Consider the following 16183-nt stretch of genomic DNA (forward strand, 5'->3'; position numbering starts at 1 on the left):
TTGTCAGCCGCGAGCGTGGCGGCCGCTGACGCGGCGATCCGCGCAATCGACGGCGAGCTGACGTCACTGAGCGCCGGCGAGGACACCGCACGCGCAGCGGTTGCCGGCGACGTGGCGGCGCGCCTGTGCGACGCATACCGGCATCGTAAGACCAGGTTGGGCGAGGAGCAGGCGCAACGGCAGCAGGCACGACTCACCGAGAGCGTCGAGGTGCAGATGCGCTTTGCCGCGATGCGCGCGGAGCGCATCGCGCTGGTGCGGTTGCGCGGGGCCAATCGGATCAACGACGTGACGCTGAACAAGCTGATTCGCGAGATCGACCTGTCCGAGGCGGCGCTATCCACGCGCGCCGGTAAGCGGCGGTTATGATGGCGGGCGCGTACAACGATGAGCGAACAACGGCAACCAAACAACGACAACCAAACAACGACAATCAACAACGACAATCAACAACGACAATCAAAGGATAGCCTTTATGTTCGATTCCTACTTTCCATGCTGGCGTAGGGTCAGCGGCGCAGCCGGGCGCTCCAGCGCGTCGCCCGGCGTCATTGCACCCGACGAGCGGCTGCCGGTCGCGCAGACGCTGGCGATGGGCGTGCAGCATGTGGTCGCGATGTTCGGCTCGACCGTGCTCGCACCGTTGTTGATGGGATTCGATCCGAACCTGTGCGTCCTGATGTCGGGTATCGGCACGCTGCTGTTTTTTGTGCTGGTCGGCGGCCGCGTGCCGAGTTACCTTGGATCGAGTTTCGCGTTCATTGGACTGGTGATCGCCGCCACGGGCTACACTGGGCAGGGTCCGAATCCGAACGTGCCGGTCGCGCTGGGCGGCATCGTCGCGTGCGGCGTCGTCTATACGGCGATCGGGCTGTGGGTGACCGTGGTCGGCACGAGTTGGATCGAGAAGCTGATGCCGCCAGTGGTCACCGGCGCGGTGGTGGCCGTGATCGGCCTGAACCTCGCGCCGATCGCGGTCAAGGGCGTCACGTCGACGACATTCGATGTGGTGATGGCGTTGCTGACCGTGGTCACTGTCGGCGCAATCGCCGTGTTCACGCGCGGCATCGTGCAACGGCTGTTGATCCTCGTCGGACTGGCGCTCGCCTATGCGATGTATGCGCTCGTCACCAACGGGCTTGGGCTGGGCAAGCCGATCGACTTTTCGGTCATCGCTCATGCCGCCTGGTTTGGGATGCCGCGATTCGCGACGCCGGTATTCCAAATGCCGGCGATGTCGCTGCTGGCGCCGGTCGCGGTGATCCTGGTCGCGGAGAACCTTGGTCACATCAAGGCGGTCGGCGCAATGACCGACCAGAACCTGGACCGATATATTGGCCGTGCGTTCGTCGGCGACGGCTTGGCCACTATCGTGTCGGGCCTCGCTGGCGGTACTGGCGTGACGACATACGCGGAGAATATCGGCGTGATGGCCGCCACAAAGATCTACTCGACGCTCGTATTCGTGGTGGCCGCGCTGATCGCGGTCATGCTCGGTTTCTCGCCGAAGTTCGGTGCGGTCATCGCGACGATCCCGGGCCCCGTACTCGGCGGCGTATCGATCGTCGTATTCGGGCTGATCGCGGTGACCGGCGCGCGCATTTGGGTCGAGAACCGCGTCGATTTCACCGAAAACCGTAATCTGATCGTGGCCGCAGTCACGCTGGTGCTGGGCACGGGCGACTTTACGGTGCACCTGGGCAACTTCGCGCTCGGCGGCATCGGCACCGCGACGTTCGGCGCCGTCTTGCTGTACGCGCTGTTGCGCCGGCACGGGCGCTAGCACGCCTGCCGGCGTTAGTACCCGCGCTCCCGTTGTACGATGCCAGCGACCGGCTCATCGCGCTCGAGCACCGCACCGCGACCGGCGGCCATTCAGACCGTCTTCGAGTACTGCACCGCGACGCTGGAGGTATCCACATAGCGGTCGAACGTCATGCAGATATTGCGAATCAGCAGCCGGCCGCGCATCGGCACGACGATGCTCTCGTCGTCCACCGACACCAGCCCGTCGGCTTGCAGTGCACGCAGGCGCTCCAGCTCCTGCTCGAAATACGACGAGAAGCGTATGCCGTACGTTGCCTCGACCTGCGCGAAGCGCAAGGAGAATGCACACATCAATTGCCCTATCACGTCCCGTCGCAGCTGATCATCGGCGCTCAGCCGCCAGCCACGAGAAAGCGGCAGCTCACCGCGGCGCACCCGAGCCTCGTAGCGCTCGACGTCCTTTTCGTTTTGCGCGTAGACATCGTCGATGCGGCCAATCGATGACGCACCGATGCCCAATACGTCGCAGTCAGCGTGGGTGCTGTAGCCTTGAAAGTTGCGGTGCAGCGTGCCGTTGCGTTGCGCGATCGCCAGCTCGTCGTCCGGCCGGGCAAAATGATCCATCCCGATATAGACGTAGCCGGCGTCGCTGAGCCGTTCGATTACTAACTGCAGGATCGCCAGCCGCTGCGCGGGCGATGGCAGCGCGTTCGAATCGATCTGGCGCTGCATTTTGAACAGATGCGGCAGGTGGGAGTAAGCGAACACCGACAGCCGGTCCGGCGCAAGTTCGATGATGGTGTCGAGCGTGCGCACATAGCTCGATACCGTCTGGTGCGGCAACCCATAGATCAAATCGACGCTGATCGACTTGTAGCCACTCTCGCGTGCCTGGCGGATCGCGTCGGCTGTCATCTCGTGTGGCTGGATCCGGTTGACCGCTTGCTGCACGAGCGGATCGAAATCCTGTACGCCCAGGCTCAGACGGTTGAAGCCCAGCTCGCGCAGCACTGCGATCGTCGAATCGTCAATCGCGCGAGGATCGATCTCGATTGAATACTCGACGTCATCCCAATCCGGCGTGAGGGTGAAATGCTCGCCGATCCAGTTCATCAACTGCGTGATCTGAAGCCGGCACAGGAACGTTGGCGTGCCGCCTCCCCAATGCAGTTGGCGTATCCGCCGGCCTTGTCCGAACAGCGCCGATTGCAGCGCAAGTTCTCGGTTCAGCGTTTCGACGTAGCTGTCGGCGCGGCTGCGGTTTTTCGTGATGACTTTGTTGCAGCCGCAGTAAAAGCAAACGGTGTCGCAAAATGGAATATGCACGTACAGGGATAAGTCCCCGCCGCGCGCATTGGACCGTTGGATGGCGCCTTGGTATGTTTCGACGTCCAGCGATGAATTGAACAACGCTGCGCTCGGATAGGACGTGTAGCGGGGGCCGTCGAGCGCGTAGCGGCCGATCAACTCGGCATCGAACAGGTCGCGGGTGGTCGTCATGCGGGTGATGTCCTTGTGCGGTGCGCGGTGGCTTGCTCCGGAGCCGGGCAGCGGCAACAAACTCCAGTCCATATACGAGTATGCCAGTGCCAGCGGTTTGGCCCATTGACAGAAATCAAATCAGGTTGATCTCGGCATGGCGAGCGCCTATTTTGTGCCGACGGCATGCTCTAACGAAACGAGCTTTGCTATACAGAGCGGGCACAACAAGCGCTATGGTCTTCGACTGTCCTATTGGGGCTGGTTACAATGCGATTTTAGACCGGGGAAAGGGGATGGAGATTCACCGTGCGAAATGGCTCGTGTTGGCGGTGTGCCTGGTGTTAGCGCTGGCAGCGACGGGGGGCGTGCGTGCCGACGAGTCGCTGCTGAATGTGTCATATGACGTTACGCGCGAACTCTATGAGGATATCAACGCCAGCTTCGTCGCTAGTTATGCGAAAAGCACAGGCAAATCCATATCGATCAGGCAGTCGCACGGTGCATCAACTTCCCAGGCGTTGTCCGTGCTATACGGGCGGCAGGCCGATATCGTAACGATGAACCACCCAACGGATATCGATCTGCTCGTTCAGCGTGGGAAACTTTTACCTAAAAACTGGCGTACGCGGCTGCCGAATTTAAGCAGCCCTTATTCGACTACGGTGGTGTTCGTTGTGCGCAAGGGTAATCCGAAAAGGATTAGGGACTGGGATGACCTCGCGCGGCCGGGTATTCAGGTCATTATTGTCCACCCCAAAACATCGGGTAACGGCCGCTATACCTATTTGGCTGCGTGGGGCTACAAACTGCAACGGGGAGGGGATGACGCTCAGGCGAAGAAATTTGTGAAAGCGATCATGGCTGATACGCCGACGTTTGATACCGGGGGGCGAGGCGCAACGATGACGTTCACGCAGCATGGTATCGGCGACGTACTCGTGACGTTCGAGAATGAAGTGGCTTCTATCATAGGTGGCGAAGGGGGAGAGAACTATGAAGCGATATATCCGTCGATAAGCTTGCTTGTTGAGCCGCCGGTCGCCCTGGTGGACAAGGTCGTCGACGAGCGCAACACGCGTGAGCAAGCCCAGGCGTATCTCAATTACCTATGGTCGCCTGAGGCGCAGCAAATCATCGCAAATCACAATTTTCGACCACGCGACGCGACGATATTGGCGATGCATTCAGCGAAGTTTCCAGCAATTAAGACGTTTACTGTCGAACAGGTATTTGGTGGCTGGGCTAAAGCGGAGCAAACGCATTTTATCGACGGCGGAACGCTTGACGAAATAGTTCCAAAAAAGCGTCGATAGCGGCTTGAGATACACGGCGTGCAACATGAAGTGCCGCGCGCCGTTCAAGCCGGCTGCGGCTGCCTCCTGCGGCTATAGCCAGTACGAACGTTACGCGATGTGCAGTCCCAGCCGGGCGAACAGCGCGCGGTCCTTGGCCAGCTGCGGGTGCCCCGGTTCCAGCAAGGGGTCTGCGTAGAGTACGGCGTTGGCGCCGGCGAAAAAGCATAGCGCCTGCAGCGCATCGTCCATGTGCTCGCGTCCGGCCGACAGGCGGATCACTGCGGTGGGCATTGTGATGCGCGCGACGGCAATCGTGCGGACGAACTCGAACGGGTCGAGCGCCGTGGCATCGGCCTGCGGCGTGCCCTTCATGCGCATTAAAGCGTTGATTGGCACCGATTCTGGGTAGGGCGTCATGTTCGCCAGTTGTGCAATCAACCCGGCCCGGTCGCGGCGCGACTCGCCCAGCCCGACGATGCCGCCGCAGCACACCGCGATGCCTGCATTGCGCACTCGCTCGAGCGTGTCCAGGCGGTCCTGATAGGTGCGGGTCGAAATGATTTGCCCATAGAACTCGGGCGAGGTGTCGAGATTGTGGTTGTAGTAGTCCAGTCCCGCATCGCGCAGTGCCTTGGCCTGCTCGTCGTTGAGCATGCCCAGCGTGGCGCAGGTCTGGAGCCCGAGCGCCTTAACGCCGCGGATCATCTCCAGGACCTTGTCCCAATGCCGCGCCTTTGGATTGCGCCATGCGGCGCTTATGCAGAACCGGCTCGCGCCGCTTTCCTTGGCCGCGCGGGCTGCACTGAGCACGTCGTGCAGCGACACGAGCGGCGCCGCGTTCAGTCCCATGCCAGGGTGAGCGGATGAGTGGCAGCGGGCGCAGTCTTCCTCACACCCGGCGTTTCTGATCGACAGCAGCGCTGACAGCTCGATGGCGTTCGGAGCGCAGTGGTCGCGATGTGTTTGCTGCGCGCGCAACAGCAGATCGCCCAGCGGCAATTCGTACAAGGCGGCGATGTCGCAGGTGCTCCAGCGCATGGTGTGCTGGTTAAGCGTGACATCGGTGGTACTGCTGCGTTCGACCCTCGCTGTACTGATGTCGGTCAGCGCGCATGTATCTGAACCGCCCCGGGCAATGGACGCTGGCAGGCCAGTGTGGGCCGCGCTTTGGGTCATAGTCATCGGTCTATCCCCGTTTCTGTCGAATCCGCTCGAATGTGCGCGGATTGATGCACATCGGCCAGTTTCCCACGGGGGTATGTCCCAGGCAGCGCCGGTTGTCGGATTCCGTAAGCAGATTTACCAACGGGGTATGGTTCGCCGCCAAGGCCCGGACTAGCGCACGTCAGTGCCGAAGCCGCTCGAGCAATGCGTCGATATCGATGTACGTTGCCGCTTCATCGGCGCGCTTGCCGTCCAGGCGCGGGATCGTACCGAGCAGCGGCGCGCTGTACTGCCGGCAAGCCGGTATCGGCCATGGCCGCAAACGACTGCGTGTGCGGTGGCCCTGACACGCCGCCGTGGATACCCGGGGCAGTGGCCGCACGCTGCAGCACGGTCGCGTTGGCGAGCGCATCAATCGGCTCGATCACGCGGCCGGGGGACAGGTCGGCCTGCTGCACGCCGGGCGCGATGCCGCGAACAGCCACCCCGAAGTAGGTCAATTCGGCGCTTCGCCCGCCCCTGCTCATATCGGCCGCACCGGCATCGCACAATCGCGGCAGGCGGCACGCGGGCCTGTGACGGGATATGAGGCAGGGTCGGCTTCATCGGCAAGGCTTCAAGCTTAAGCAATCAAAAATCGCCGGTGGTGATTAACCGAGCATGTCGCCGTCAACGTAGCGCCACCGCCCGTCGTCACCGCGGTAAAACCGGCTCAGCTCGTGCAGCCGCTGTGCGCGCCCGCCGCCTGCGCCGGCGCTCCGGTAGCGCGCGATGAACTCGACCCGGCTATGCGCATCATCGTCGCTGACGTGTTGCTTGACCGTCAAGCCGAGCCAGCGGGTCGGTGTATCGGCGTTGCAGCCGAGATCCGGTGGACAGGTGGACGGATCCCACGTCTGGCGCAAGTAGTCGAACGCATGGAGCGTATAGGCAGTATAGCGCGAGCGCATCAACTCGAGCGCCGAGGGCGCCGCTTCGCCGTCTTCGATGAAGCGCGCGCAGCAGGGGCCATAACGTGCCGGGCAGCCTTGCTGCACTGCGCCGCAGGGGCACGGTGCCTCGGGCGACAAGTGCAGACGTGCTGTGGGCCGTGCACGGGGCGTATGCGGTGTGCCGTTCAAAATAGTTCGATCCCCATCGCGGTGGCTTCGCCGCCGCCGATGCACAGGCTTGCGACACCCCGCTTCAGGCCGCGCTGGCGCAGCGCGCCGATCAGCGTCGCGATGATGCGCGCACCTGAGGCGCCAATCGGATGGCCCAGCGCACAGGCACCGCCATGCACGTTGACCTTCTCGTGTGGTAAGCGGTGTTCCTTCATCGCGGCCAGGGTGACGACCGCGAACGCTTCGTTGATTTCGTACAAGTCGACGTCCTGCGCGCGCCAACCATTCTTGTCGAGCAGCTTCGCGATCGCGCCGACCGGCGCGGTCGTGAACAGATTGGGTGCCTGCGCATGCGTGCTGTGGCCGACCACGCGGGCCACCGGACGCAACTCACCAGTGTACGCAAGCGCGTCGGCGTGTGAAGCGCGCATCATCACGAGCGCGGCCGCGCTGTCGGAGATCGACGATGCATTGGCGGCCGTGATGGTGCCGTCCTTGTGGAACGCTGGCTTGAGCGCCGGGATCTTGTCCAGGTTTGCCTTGAACGGTTGCTCGTCGCGCGACACGATCGCCTGGTTGGCGCGCGCGTTCACAGTAACCGGCACAATCTCCCAGTCGAACAAGCCGTTCTCGCTGGCTGCCTTCGCGCGCTGCAGCGAGGCGATCGCGAACGCATCCTGTTCTTCACGGGAGAATCCATACGACGCCGCACACTCCTCGGCGAAGGTGCCCATTAGCCGACCGCCGTCGCGCTCGTCCTTCAGATACGCATCCTCCAGGCCATCGAAGAACATATGGTCGATCAGTTGCGCATGACCCATGCGCAGCCCAGCGCGGGCTCTGGGCAGCAGGTAGGGTGCCTGCGTCATGCTTTCCATGCCGCCGGCCACGACGACTTGCGCGGTGCCCGCCGCCAGCATGTCGTGCGCGAACATCGCGGCGCGCATGCCGGAACCGCACATCTTGTTGACCGTCGTGCAGCCGGTGGACAGCGGCAGTCCTGCGCCCAAAGCTGCCTGGCGCGCCGGCGCCTGGCCAACTCCGGCGGGCAGCACGCACCCCATCACCACCTCGTCGACCTGCGAGGGCTCCAAGCGCGCCCGTTGCAGCGCGGCGCTAATCGCCGCAGCGCCGAGCTGCGGGCAGGTCAGCGACGCGAAACCGCCCTGGAAGCCAGCAATCGGCGTACGGGCGACGCTGGCGATCACGATCGGATCGCGTTCGATGGAGTCAGTCATCGCGGTGTTTTGTTCAAATCGAGGTGTTTCCTGGTTCGATTCAGCGCGTGACGCCGGCAGCTGGTTCGCCTTGGTGTACGTGGCCGACGGCTGCCGCCAGGCGCGCCGCATCGTCGGCGAGCACGTCGTTTGGATGAGGCAGCGGCGCCGCATCGGCTGGACGGTTGCGCTTTAGAGCATCCACGCATAGCGCATAGGTTGTGTCCAGCTCGCCCGGCTCGCAGATCGTCATGCCCAGATTGCGCATCTTGCCGTCATGCACGCCGTACACCCAGCCATGCACGGTGAGCTGCTGGCCCCGTTTCCACGCATCGCTCACGATCGTCGTGCGACACACGTTGACCACCTGCTCGATCGTGTTGAGTTCGACGAGCCGGTGGTGCCGTGCCTGGCCCAGTGGCCATTCGGCAAGCAGCGCCGCGTGCTTGCCGTGCACGTCCTGGATGTGATGTAGCCAGTTGTCGGCCAATCCGACGCGCGTGCCGAACAGTGCGGCGCGCACGCCGGAGCAGCCATAGTGGCCAACCACCATAATGTGCTTGACCTTGAGCAACTCGACGGCGAACTGGATCACCGACAGGCAGTTCAGGTCTGAGTGCACGACCACGTTGGCAATGTTCCGGTGCACGAACACTTCGCCGGGCGGTAAGCCGATGATCTGGTTTGCGGGCACGCGCGAATCGGAGCAGCCGATCCACAGGTACTCCGGGTTCTGTTGCTCGGCCAGTCTCGCGAAGTACTGGGGGTCTTCACCGAGCTTGCGCTCGACCCACAGCCGGTTGTTTTCAAACAGGTGTGCAAGCGGTTCGGACGCGGGAGTGGACGGTTTTTGGGGAGAGGACGGTTTTGGATCCATGGTCATCGTTCCGTTTGTTGGTCGTGCTTCGTACATTGCTTGTCGGTCAGGTTTCATGCAGCGGCGGCGCGGCGTGTGTTGGCTAACGGCTGCGCGGCGCGGGCCGCCGCGAAGCATTCGGGGTAACGCACGCAAAATCGTTCACTGCGTTCATAGGGAAAGAAATCGGGTAACATGCCAGCTAGTAACTGCTCTTTTGTCGACTGCCACAACGCCGGGTCGAAGAAATCCGGGTGGTGACGCAGAAACGCGGCGCGCACGCGCGGCTCCCCGAGCAGGAACGTGCCGTAGGTCTGCGGGAAGATATCGTGCGGGCCGATCGCGTACCAGGGCTCGCCCGACATCTCGTCCTCATCATGACGCGGTGGCGGCACGCGGCGCACATTGCAGTCCGTCAGGTACTCGATCTCGTCGTAATCGTAGAAGACGACGCGGCCGTGACGCGTCACGCCGAAGTTCTTATATAGCATGTCGCCGGGGAAAATGTTGGCCTTGATCAATTCCTTGATCGCATCGCCGTATTCCTTGATGCCGTGATCGATCTGCTCGTCCGTGCCATTGTGCAGATACAGGTTCAGCGGTGTCATTCGGCGCTCAATGTACAGATGGCGGATCACTACGGTGTCGTCCTCGTACTCGATCATTGACGGCGCGTACCTCTCCAGTTCCTTGATCAGCGCATCGTCTAACCGCGACAGCGGCAACGCGACTTCCGAATACTCGAGCGTGTCGGCCATCCGGCCGAGGCGGTCGTGCCGCTTGACGAGCTGGTACTTGGCCTGGATCTGCTCGCGCGTCGTCTCCTTCGGCGGCGGGAAACTGTCCTTGATCAGCTTAAACACATAAGGGAACGAGGGCAGCGTGAACACCAGCATCACCAAGCCCTTGATGCCGGGCGCGATGATGAACTTGTCGCTGGAGTGCGATAGGTGATGCAGCAAGTCGCGGTAGAACAGGTTCTTGCCCTGTTTTTGTAAGCCCACCGACGTGTAGATCTCGGCCTTCGGCTTGCCCGGCATGATCGAGCGCAGAAACTGCACGGTTGCCGATGGCACCTCCATGTCGACGAGGAAGTACGAGTGCGAGAAGCTGAAGATAATCAGAATTTGCTCGCGGCGCAACAGCACCGTATCCAGCGTCAGCAGGCTGTCCGCGGTATGGCGGATCGGCACTGAAAACGGCATCACATGTTCGCCGTTGATGATCCGCCCGACGATGTAGGCTGCCTTGTTGCGGAAGAACAGCGACGACAGCACGTGGATCTGGAAGTTGAACGCCGCGTCGAACTCGCCGAATGCGTCGCGAATCGAGCGCATCACGCAGTTCACGTCGCGTGGCAGATCCTCGAATGGCACGTCGAGCTGGAAATTCGTGACGATGCGCTCCAGCGTCGACGCGAGCCCGTCGGCTTCCGGGTAGTACGCGCGATACGTGGGCTTGGCCGCCGGCTCGTCGTTCTCGATGTATTCGGTCGAGATGGCCGGGCGCACGAAAATAAAGTCGTTATTGAAATACGAGCGGTGCAAGATCTTGCAGCACACCGAGTTGAAGAACGTCTCCGCGCACTCGGGTTGCCGGTGTTGGGTCAGCAGCCCGATGTAGTGCAATTTGATCTGCTGCCAGACTTCGTCGTCAATGTTCTCTGCGTCATACTCGTCCTCGAGCAGCTCGACACACTCGCGCACCCGGTCGTCGTACGATGTGATCCGCTCGCGCGCGAGCTTCTGCAACCCGTGCCAGTCGCCGCGTTCGAACTGGCGTTTCGCATTGATCGCGGCTTCGCGAAAGATCTGGTAGTGACGGTTGAAGCCATCCAGAATCGTCTGCGCGAGGTCAAAGCCGATCTGCGAAGACAGCAGTTTCGGAAAATGTTTCATCAATTTAGCGTCTTTTGCTGCGGTTCGGTAGCCGCATCATGCCGCTGCGACGACTCAAGCAGCGCTCGCGCTTGCGCTTCGTACTGGGCAAGATCCTCGAGCGTCGCGCTCAGATCTTCCAATTGACGCTTCAGCGCCTGCCGGTGCTCGGTTAGCGTGGTGAGAAAGGCCTGAAGCTGCGTGACCGTGTCGGTTGGCGATTCGTACAGGTCGAGCAGGGTGCGGACCTCGGATAGCGTGAAGCCGAGCCGCTTGCCGCGCAACGTCAGCTTCAATCGCGTGCGGTCCCGCGCTGAGAATACGCGGCGCAGGCCGCTCGCGCCTTCGCGGCTCGGCGACAGCAGGCCCTGGTCCTCGTAGAAACGGATCGCTCGCGGCGTCACGCCGAATTCACGGGCTAATTCAGTAATGGTGTAGTGCGTCGGCATGTCGGCGGCAACATGGATACAATGCACGTTTACGTTATCGTCAACCTTGCCGGAACGCAACGATTGCAAACCCGACCCTCATGAACGCGCTCGAACATCAGTTGGACTACGCTTTCGCCGATACCCTACCGGCCGACGGCACCGTGCACGAAGTCGCGCCCGGCGTGCTGTGGATCCGCATGCCGTTGCCCTTCAAACTCGACCACATCAACTTGTGGCTGCTGCGCGACCAATCCGGCGCGCAGCCCGGCTGGACGATTATCGATTCTGGGATCGCGAGCGACACGATCAAGGCTCATTGGGAGCGGATCTTCGACGATGTGCTGGGCGGCCTGCCGGTGCTACGTGTGCTGGTCACCCACTTTCACCCGGACCATTTGGGCTTGGCGCATTGGCTGTGCGGCGGTGGCGAACGCGGCCGCTGGCGCGCCCCGCTGTGGATGACGCTGGGCGAATACCTGATGGGCTGTCTATTGTCGTCGTCCAAGGATGGGGATTCGAACGCCGGAGGTGAGGCGGCTGCGCGGTTTTTCGCGTGCCATGGCCTGAACGATCCGCAGTCAGTCGAGAAGATCCGCGTACGCAAGGGGTATTACCACACGCTGGTCCCGCAGGTGCCCGCGTCGTACGTGCGGATGCAGGAGGGGGACACGGTGACGATCGGCTCGCGGCGCTGGCGCGTCATCACCGGGTTCGGTCATTCAACCGAGCATTGTGCGCTGTATTGCGACGCTGATCGCCTGTTGATTTCCGGGGATATGGTGTTGCCGCGGATTTCGACGAATATATCGGTGTTGGAGATCGAGCCGCGCGGCAACCCGCTGGCGCAGTACCTGGATTCGCTCGGCCGCTATCACGGATTGCCCGAGGATACGCTCGTGTTGCCGTCGCACGGCAAGCCGTTTCGCGGCCTGCACACGCGCATCGCGCAGTTGCGCGAGCATCACGCGGCGCGGCTAGGCGAAGTTCTCGAGGCGTGCGCGCGGCAGTCGCGCAGTGCAGCCGACATCGTGCCGCTGATGTTCAAGCGGCCGCTGGACCTGCATCAGATGACGTTCGCGATTGGCGAGGCGCTGGCCCATTTGCATTTCTTGTGGCACTCCGGCGAGCTTGAGCGCGTCGAGCACGATGGCGTGATTCGCTTTGCGCCGTACGCTGATTAGTGTGCTGTTCGACAAGCGCACGCGGTGTGTTCAAATCGATTGTCTCCAGTCGTGCTCGCAGTGTTCCGCAACAGAAACCTGTTCCGCTTTTGCTTCTTTTCATTGTTAACTCTTGCGCCGGAACACCCACCAGCGGGCGGAAACAAAATTGACCGCAAGGCCAGCGAGCGAGCCGGCCGCTACTCCGACGTAAGGTACAAAGACGCGCGGCGGCAAATTAAGGACCACCACGCTGTACGCGGCATAGTTCACGCACCCGCCGGCGAACATCGCGGTGAGGTACCGCCACCATTCGTGCCATACGGATCCGCACCGCTTGTCCGAGAACGTGAATTGCCGGTTCAACCGCCAGGTGACCCAGACGGCCACAAGAAACGACGCCGCGCGTCCAGCGAAGTAGCCGAGCCCGATCCACAGCATGAGCCATAGCGTGCCAGCATCGACAATGAATCCCACTATACCGGCGAGCGCGAAACGAAGGAATTGCGAACGCACGTTTGCTTAGTCGACCTTTACGCTCGAATAGTCTTGTCGGCCGAACGGGCTCACCCGGTAGCCGCTGACATTGCTGCGCGTCAGCGCGGCCGCGCTCGGGTACGCCAGGGGAATCCATAACGCCTTGTCATGAATGATTTTCTGCGCGGCGGCGTATGCCTTCGCGCGCGTGGGCTGATCGGCGGTGCGCTTGCCGTCCGCGATCAACTTGTCCAGTTGCGGGTCGCAGTAGCGGGCAAAATTGATGCCGGACTTTACCGAGGCGCATGAAAACTGCGGCGTCAGGAAGTTGTCTGGATCACCGTTGTCGCCGGACCAGCCCATGAAAAGCAGGTCATGCTGCCCTTGCTTAGCATCCTTGATCAGTTGTCCCCATTCGATGACCTTGACCTGTGCCTTGACGCCGATCCGGGCGAGGTCCGCTTGCAATAGTTCCGCACCGGCCTTCGGATTAGGATTCAACACGCTACCGCTTGGCCGCACCCAAATCGACGTCTCGAAGCCGTTCGGATAACCGGCGTCGGTCAGCAGCTTTTTCGCCTGTTCGATGTTGTACGGGTACGGTTCGACCGCTTTGTTATAGCTCCATGTATTCGGCGGGTATGGATTGACAGCTGCCACTGCAGTGTTGCCAAACACCGTCTTAATGTACGTCTGTCGGTCGAACGCGATGTTCAATGCTTGCCGGACCTTGTCATTGTCCAGCGGCTTATGCTGCGTGTTCAATGCGACAAACGCGGTCATGAACGCTGGTGTTTGCACGACCTTCAGCGACTTGTCGCTGCTGGCTGCCAGTACATCCTGCGGCTTGGGCGACAGCGCAATCTGGCATTCGCCTGACTTGATCTTTTGCGCGCGCACCGCCGCATCGGGCGTGATGGCATAGATCAGCCGGTCGATCTTCGGCTTACGACCCCAATAGGTTGGATTGACGTCGTAGCGGATCACCGCATCTTTCGTGTAACTTTTCAGCACGAACGGGCCGGTGCCAACCGGCTTCGCATTGATGTCGGCTTGTCTGCCCGCCTTTTCCAACTGGCTCGCGTACTCTGCCGAGTAGATTGACGCGAACGGCATCGTCAGGATCGACACAAACGCCGCGTTGGACTCGGACAGTTCAAACTTCACCGTCAGGTCGTCCACTTTGGTGACCGATTTGATCAGCTTTGGCAGGTTCATCGACTGCGCATGCGCAAAGCCGCCGTTGCCCGCGATCTTGTGCCACGGATGATTCGGATCGAGCATCCGGTTGAACGTGAACAACACGTCGTCGGCGTTCAGTGCGCGGGACGGTTTGAATTCTTCCGTAGTCTGAAACGATACGTTGGGGCGCAGGTGGAACGTGACGGCGAGCCCGTCCGGGCTGACCTCCCACCGGTCGGCGAGCGACGGCGCGAGCTTGCCGGCCGCCTCGTCGTAGCGCACCAATTGATTAAAGACAACGTCGCCGGATGCGTTGGAGGTGGTCAGCGAGTTGTACTGCACGATGTCGAAGCCGTCCGGACTGGCCTCGGTGCACACGGTCAACGGCTTGGCCTGCAACCAGGCGGGCGCGATCAGCAGCATGGTCGCCACGCCGAGCCACGCGGCTGCGCCGCGCGGTCCACGGGGCACGCTAACGGGGTGTTTCACACGCATACAATCTCCCAAAGCTTGTTCTTCACGGTTCCTGATGGTGGCCTCGACTGCCAGGCGACGGGGGCCGAATCCGGCTATTCTGATACGTTTTTCGCCACCGTGCTGTCTGTCGCGTCGCTTTATCGCGCGGCGCGTGGTTTGCGCGGCGCCCGCTCGAACGCGAAATCGTAGAGCCAGCGCGGCAGCACGTGCAGCAATGCGGCAACCACGCGCATCGGTCGGGGGAAGATGGCGAAGCGCTTCTTGGCGGCGATGGCCGCCGCCGCGTTAGCGGCGAACCGGTCGGGATCCATCAAAAACGGCATCGGGTAGGGGTTACCGTCGGTCATCGGCGTACGGATGTAGCCGGGTGCGATCGTGACGACCGCCACGCCGGCGGGGCGCATCTCGACCCGCAACGCCTCCAGGTACTTCAGCGCGGCCGCCTTGGACGCGCTGTAGGCGCCTGCGCCTGGCAGGCCGCGCACGCCCGCCACGCTGGCAATACCCACCAGCGTACCGCGCCGGGCGGCGACCATCGCGGCGGCGAAGGGTTCGAAGGTCGCGACCATGCCGAAGTAGTTGGTGTCCATGATCGCGCGGAACGCCGGCAGATCACCGTGGCCGGTGACTGCGCCGGCGCTAATGCCAGCGTTCGCGATCACGATATCCGGCAGGCCGTAGCGGTCAATGAACTGTTGTGCTGCGAGCGCCAGCGCGGCGGCATCGCGCACGTCTGCCACATGAATCGACACGCTCGCCTGCGGGAAGCGGCTGGGGCACGACTTGGCAAAGTCGGCCAGAGCCTCGCCACGGCGTGCGACTAGTCCCAGGCGCGCCCCCGCTCGCGCGTAGTGGCGCGCCAACGCGAGCCCGATGCCGCTCGATGCTCCGGTGATGAAGACCTTCAATGGGGCAGCTTTGCTCATCGCGGCATGGCGTGGCGGGGGATGCTTCGCACCCGCTACATCTTCTTCGCGGCTACTTGCCCGACCAGGTAGTCAAGCACCTGGACGGTACCTTCCAGGCTGTTGGTCGCCGCCGGGCCGGTCTCGTATTTGCCTTGTACGATTACCGTCGGCACGCCGTCGATCTTGTAGTCCTGCGCCATCTGTGACACGCGCTTCAGTTCGCTCGCGACGGTGAACGAATTGTACGCATCGAGGTACTTTTTCTTGTCCACGCCGTGCTTGGCAAGGAAGTCTGCTTGCGCGTCCGGCGTCAGCAGGTAGTTCCGCTTGACGTGGATCTCGTCAAAGATCACCGGCGCGAGTTTGTCGCTCAGGCCGAGCACGTCCAGCGCGAGCAGCATCTTCGAATGTGGAATGAACTGGTCGCGATACGCGACCGGCACGCGCCGGAATACGATGTTTGCACCTTGCTTGGCTTTCCATTTCTCAAGGTACGGGTCGAACTCGCCGCAATGCGGGCAGCCATACCACATGAATTCGGTTACTTCGACTTTGCCGGCTGGGGCCTTCACCGGATGGGCTGGCGCGAGCACCGTATAGTCCTTGCCGGCGACCGGCGCGGACGGTGACGCTTGGGCGAACGGGGCTGCGCCGAGGACGACAGCGACGGCGAGCAGGGCAGCGCTGAGGGTTTTTTTCATAGTGGACCGTGGCAAAAGCGTGGCAAGAAAAAAGCGGCACGAACCTGTTCAGACTGGTACGGATACCGCTGGTTCAAGAGCGTGCG

At 62.1% G+C, this 16183-nt stretch carries 16 protein-coding genes; 4 read left to right on the plus strand and 12 right to left on the minus strand.

The window, feature by feature from the left end:
- Both B0O95_RS02650 and B0O95_RS02655 read left to right on the plus strand, forming a co-directional pair.
- The gene (locus tag B0O95_RS02650; RefSeq protein ID WP_104076496.1) at positions 1-369 is read left to right on the plus strand and encodes a hypothetical protein; all 369 of its coding nucleotides are present in this window, start codon (positions 1-3) and stop codon (positions 367-369) included.
- Between the two features lie 106 nt (positions 370-475).
- Positions 476-1783, plus strand: coding sequence for a solute carrier family 23 protein (locus B0O95_RS02655; RefSeq protein WP_104076497.1), 1308 nt, complete (start codon positions 476-478; stop codon positions 1781-1783).
- A 92-nt stretch (positions 1784-1875) separates the two neighbouring features.
- On the opposite strand, the gene hemN is transcribed toward B0O95_RS02655, so the two are convergent.
- Positions 1876-3267 carry an oxygen-independent coproporphyrinogen III oxidase gene (hemN, locus tag B0O95_RS02660; RefSeq protein WP_104076617.1) on the minus strand — a complete coding sequence of 464 codons (1392 nt, stop codon included), beginning with the start codon at positions 3265-3267 and terminating at the stop codon, positions 1876-1878.
- 275 nt (positions 3268-3542) lie between these two features.
- Between hemN and B0O95_RS02665 the strand changes: the two genes are divergently transcribed.
- Positions 3543-4562, plus strand: coding sequence for a sulfate ABC transporter substrate-binding protein (locus B0O95_RS02665; RefSeq protein ID WP_104076498.1), 1020 nt, complete (start codon positions 3543-3545; stop codon positions 4560-4562).
- A 90-nt stretch (positions 4563-4652) separates the two neighbouring features.
- On the opposite strand, the gene bioB is transcribed toward B0O95_RS02665, so the two are convergent.
- The 7 genes from bioB to B0O95_RS02700 all read right to left on the minus strand — a co-directional run bounded on the left by bioB (position 4653) and on the right by B0O95_RS02700 (position 11210).
- Positions 4653-5582 carry a biotin synthase BioB gene (gene bioB, locus B0O95_RS02670; RefSeq protein ID WP_233203064.1) on the minus strand — a complete coding sequence of 310 codons (930 nt, stop codon included), beginning with the start codon at positions 5580-5582 and terminating at the stop codon, positions 4653-4655.
- A gap of 359 nt (positions 5583-5941) precedes the next feature.
- Positions 5942-6235: a hypothetical protein gene (locus B0O95_RS02675; protein WP_104076500.1), complete on the minus strand. Its 294-nt coding sequence runs from the start codon at positions 6233-6235 to the stop codon at positions 5942-5944.
- A gap of 123 nt (positions 6236-6358) precedes the next feature.
- Positions 6359-6829: a YchJ family metal-binding protein gene (locus B0O95_RS02680; protein WP_104076501.1), complete on the minus strand. Its 471-nt coding sequence runs from the start codon at positions 6827-6829 to the stop codon at positions 6359-6361.
- Complete coding sequence (locus B0O95_RS02685; protein WP_104076618.1) at positions 6826-8049, minus strand: acetyl-CoA C-acetyltransferase; 1224 nt, start codon at positions 8047-8049, stop codon at positions 6826-6828. The genes B0O95_RS02680 and B0O95_RS02685 overlap by 4 nt, the downstream gene beginning before the upstream one ends.
- Before the next feature lie 40 nt (positions 8050-8089).
- Positions 8090-8911 carry a carbonate dehydratase gene (gene can, locus B0O95_RS02690; RefSeq protein WP_199180414.1) on the minus strand — a complete coding sequence of 274 codons (822 nt, stop codon included), beginning with the start codon at positions 8909-8911 and terminating at the stop codon, positions 8090-8092.
- 47 nt (positions 8912-8958) lie between these two features.
- The gene (gene aceK, locus B0O95_RS02695) at positions 8959-10782 is read right to left on the minus strand and encodes a bifunctional isocitrate dehydrogenase kinase/phosphatase (protein WP_104076503.1); all 1824 of its coding nucleotides are present in this window, start codon (positions 10780-10782) and stop codon (positions 8959-8961) included.
- Positions 10782-11210 (minus strand): MerR family transcriptional regulator, encoded by a 429-nt coding sequence (locus B0O95_RS02700; RefSeq protein WP_104076619.1) that lies wholly within the window; start codon positions 11208-11210, stop codon positions 10782-10784. The genes aceK and B0O95_RS02700 overlap by 1 nt, the downstream gene beginning before the upstream one ends.
- An 80-nt stretch (positions 11211-11290) precedes the next feature.
- Here B0O95_RS02700 and B0O95_RS02705 point away from each other — a divergent pair, with 80 nt between their 5' ends.
- Entirely contained in the window at positions 11291-12373 is a 1083-nt protein-coding gene (locus B0O95_RS02705) for an MBL fold metallo-hydrolase (protein ID WP_104076504.1), read from the plus strand.
- A 105-nt stretch (positions 12374-12478) separates the two neighbouring features.
- Here the strand turns inward: B0O95_RS02705 and B0O95_RS02710 are convergent, their stop codons facing one another.
- The 4 genes from B0O95_RS02710 to B0O95_RS02725 form a co-directional block, all read right to left on the minus strand.
- A complete protein-coding gene (locus tag B0O95_RS02710) occupies positions 12479-12868 on the minus strand; it encodes a GtrA family protein (RefSeq protein WP_104076505.1) in 390 nt (129 codons plus the stop codon).
- A 6-nt stretch (positions 12869-12874) separates the two neighbouring features.
- Positions 12875-14434, minus strand: coding sequence for an ABC transporter substrate-binding protein (locus tag B0O95_RS02715; protein WP_233203066.1), 1560 nt, complete (start codon positions 14432-14434; stop codon positions 12875-12877).
- A 191-nt stretch (positions 14435-14625) separates the two neighbouring features.
- Positions 14626-15414 (minus strand): SDR family oxidoreductase, encoded by a 789-nt coding sequence (locus B0O95_RS02720; RefSeq protein ID WP_104076507.1) that lies wholly within the window; start codon positions 15412-15414, stop codon positions 14626-14628.
- A gap of 35 nt (positions 15415-15449) precedes the next feature.
- On the minus strand, positions 15450-16097 hold the full coding sequence (locus B0O95_RS02725; protein WP_104076508.1) for a thiol:disulfide interchange protein DsbA/DsbL: 648 nt from the start codon (positions 16095-16097) through the stop codon (positions 15450-15452).
- Between the last annotated feature and the right edge of the window lie 86 nt (positions 16098-16183).

It is taken from the genome of Mycetohabitans endofungorum (assembly GCF_002927045.1).
GTDB lineage: Bacteria > Pseudomonadota > Gammaproteobacteria > Burkholderiales > Burkholderiaceae > Mycetohabitans > Mycetohabitans endofungorum.

Coding starts and splice junctions, on each gene's coding strand:
- B0O95_RS02655 (WP_104076497.1), top strand. CDS start 476: ATGTTCGATTCCTACTTTCCATGCTGGCGTAGGGTCAGCGGCGCAGCC.
- bioB (WP_233203064.1), bottom strand. CDS start 5,582: ATGCGCTGGAGCACCTGCGACATCGCCGCCTTGTACGAATTGCCGCTG.
- B0O95_RS02705 (WP_104076504.1), top strand. CDS start 11,291: ATGAACGCGCTCGAACATCAGTTGGACTACGCTTTCGCCGATACCCTA.
- B0O95_RS02720 (WP_104076507.1), bottom strand. CDS start 15,414: ATGAGCAAAGCTGCCCCATTGAAGGTCTTCATCACCGGAGCATCGAGC.
- hemN (WP_104076617.1), bottom strand. CDS start 3,267: ATGACGACCACCCGCGACCTGTTCGATGCCGAGTTGATCGGCCGCTAC.
- B0O95_RS02715 (WP_233203066.1), bottom strand. CDS start 14,434: ATGCTGCTGATCGCGCCCGCCTGGTTGCAGGCCAAGCCGTTGACCGTG.
- can (WP_199180414.1), bottom strand. CDS start 8,911: ATGACCATGGATCCAAAACCGTCCTCTCCCCAAAAACCGTCCACTCCC.
- B0O95_RS02725 (WP_104076508.1), bottom strand. CDS start 16,097: ATGAAAAAAACCCTCAGCGCTGCCCTGCTCGCCGTCGCTGTCGTCCTC.
- B0O95_RS02685 (WP_104076618.1), bottom strand. CDS start 8,049: ATGACTGACTCCATCGAACGCGATCCGATCGTGATCGCCAGCGTCGCC.
- B0O95_RS02675 (WP_104076500.1), bottom strand. CDS start 6,235: ATGAGCAGGGGCGGGCGAAGCGCCGAATTGACCTACTTCGGGGTGGCT.
- aceK (WP_104076503.1), bottom strand. CDS start 10,782: ATGAAACATTTTCCGAAACTGCTGTCTTCGCAGATCGGCTTTGACCTC.
- B0O95_RS02665 (WP_104076498.1), top strand. CDS start 3,543: ATGGAGATTCACCGTGCGAAATGGCTCGTGTTGGCGGTGTGCCTGGTG.
- B0O95_RS02700 (WP_104076619.1), bottom strand. CDS start 11,210: ATGCCGACGCACTACACCATTACTGAATTAGCCCGTGAATTCGGCGTG.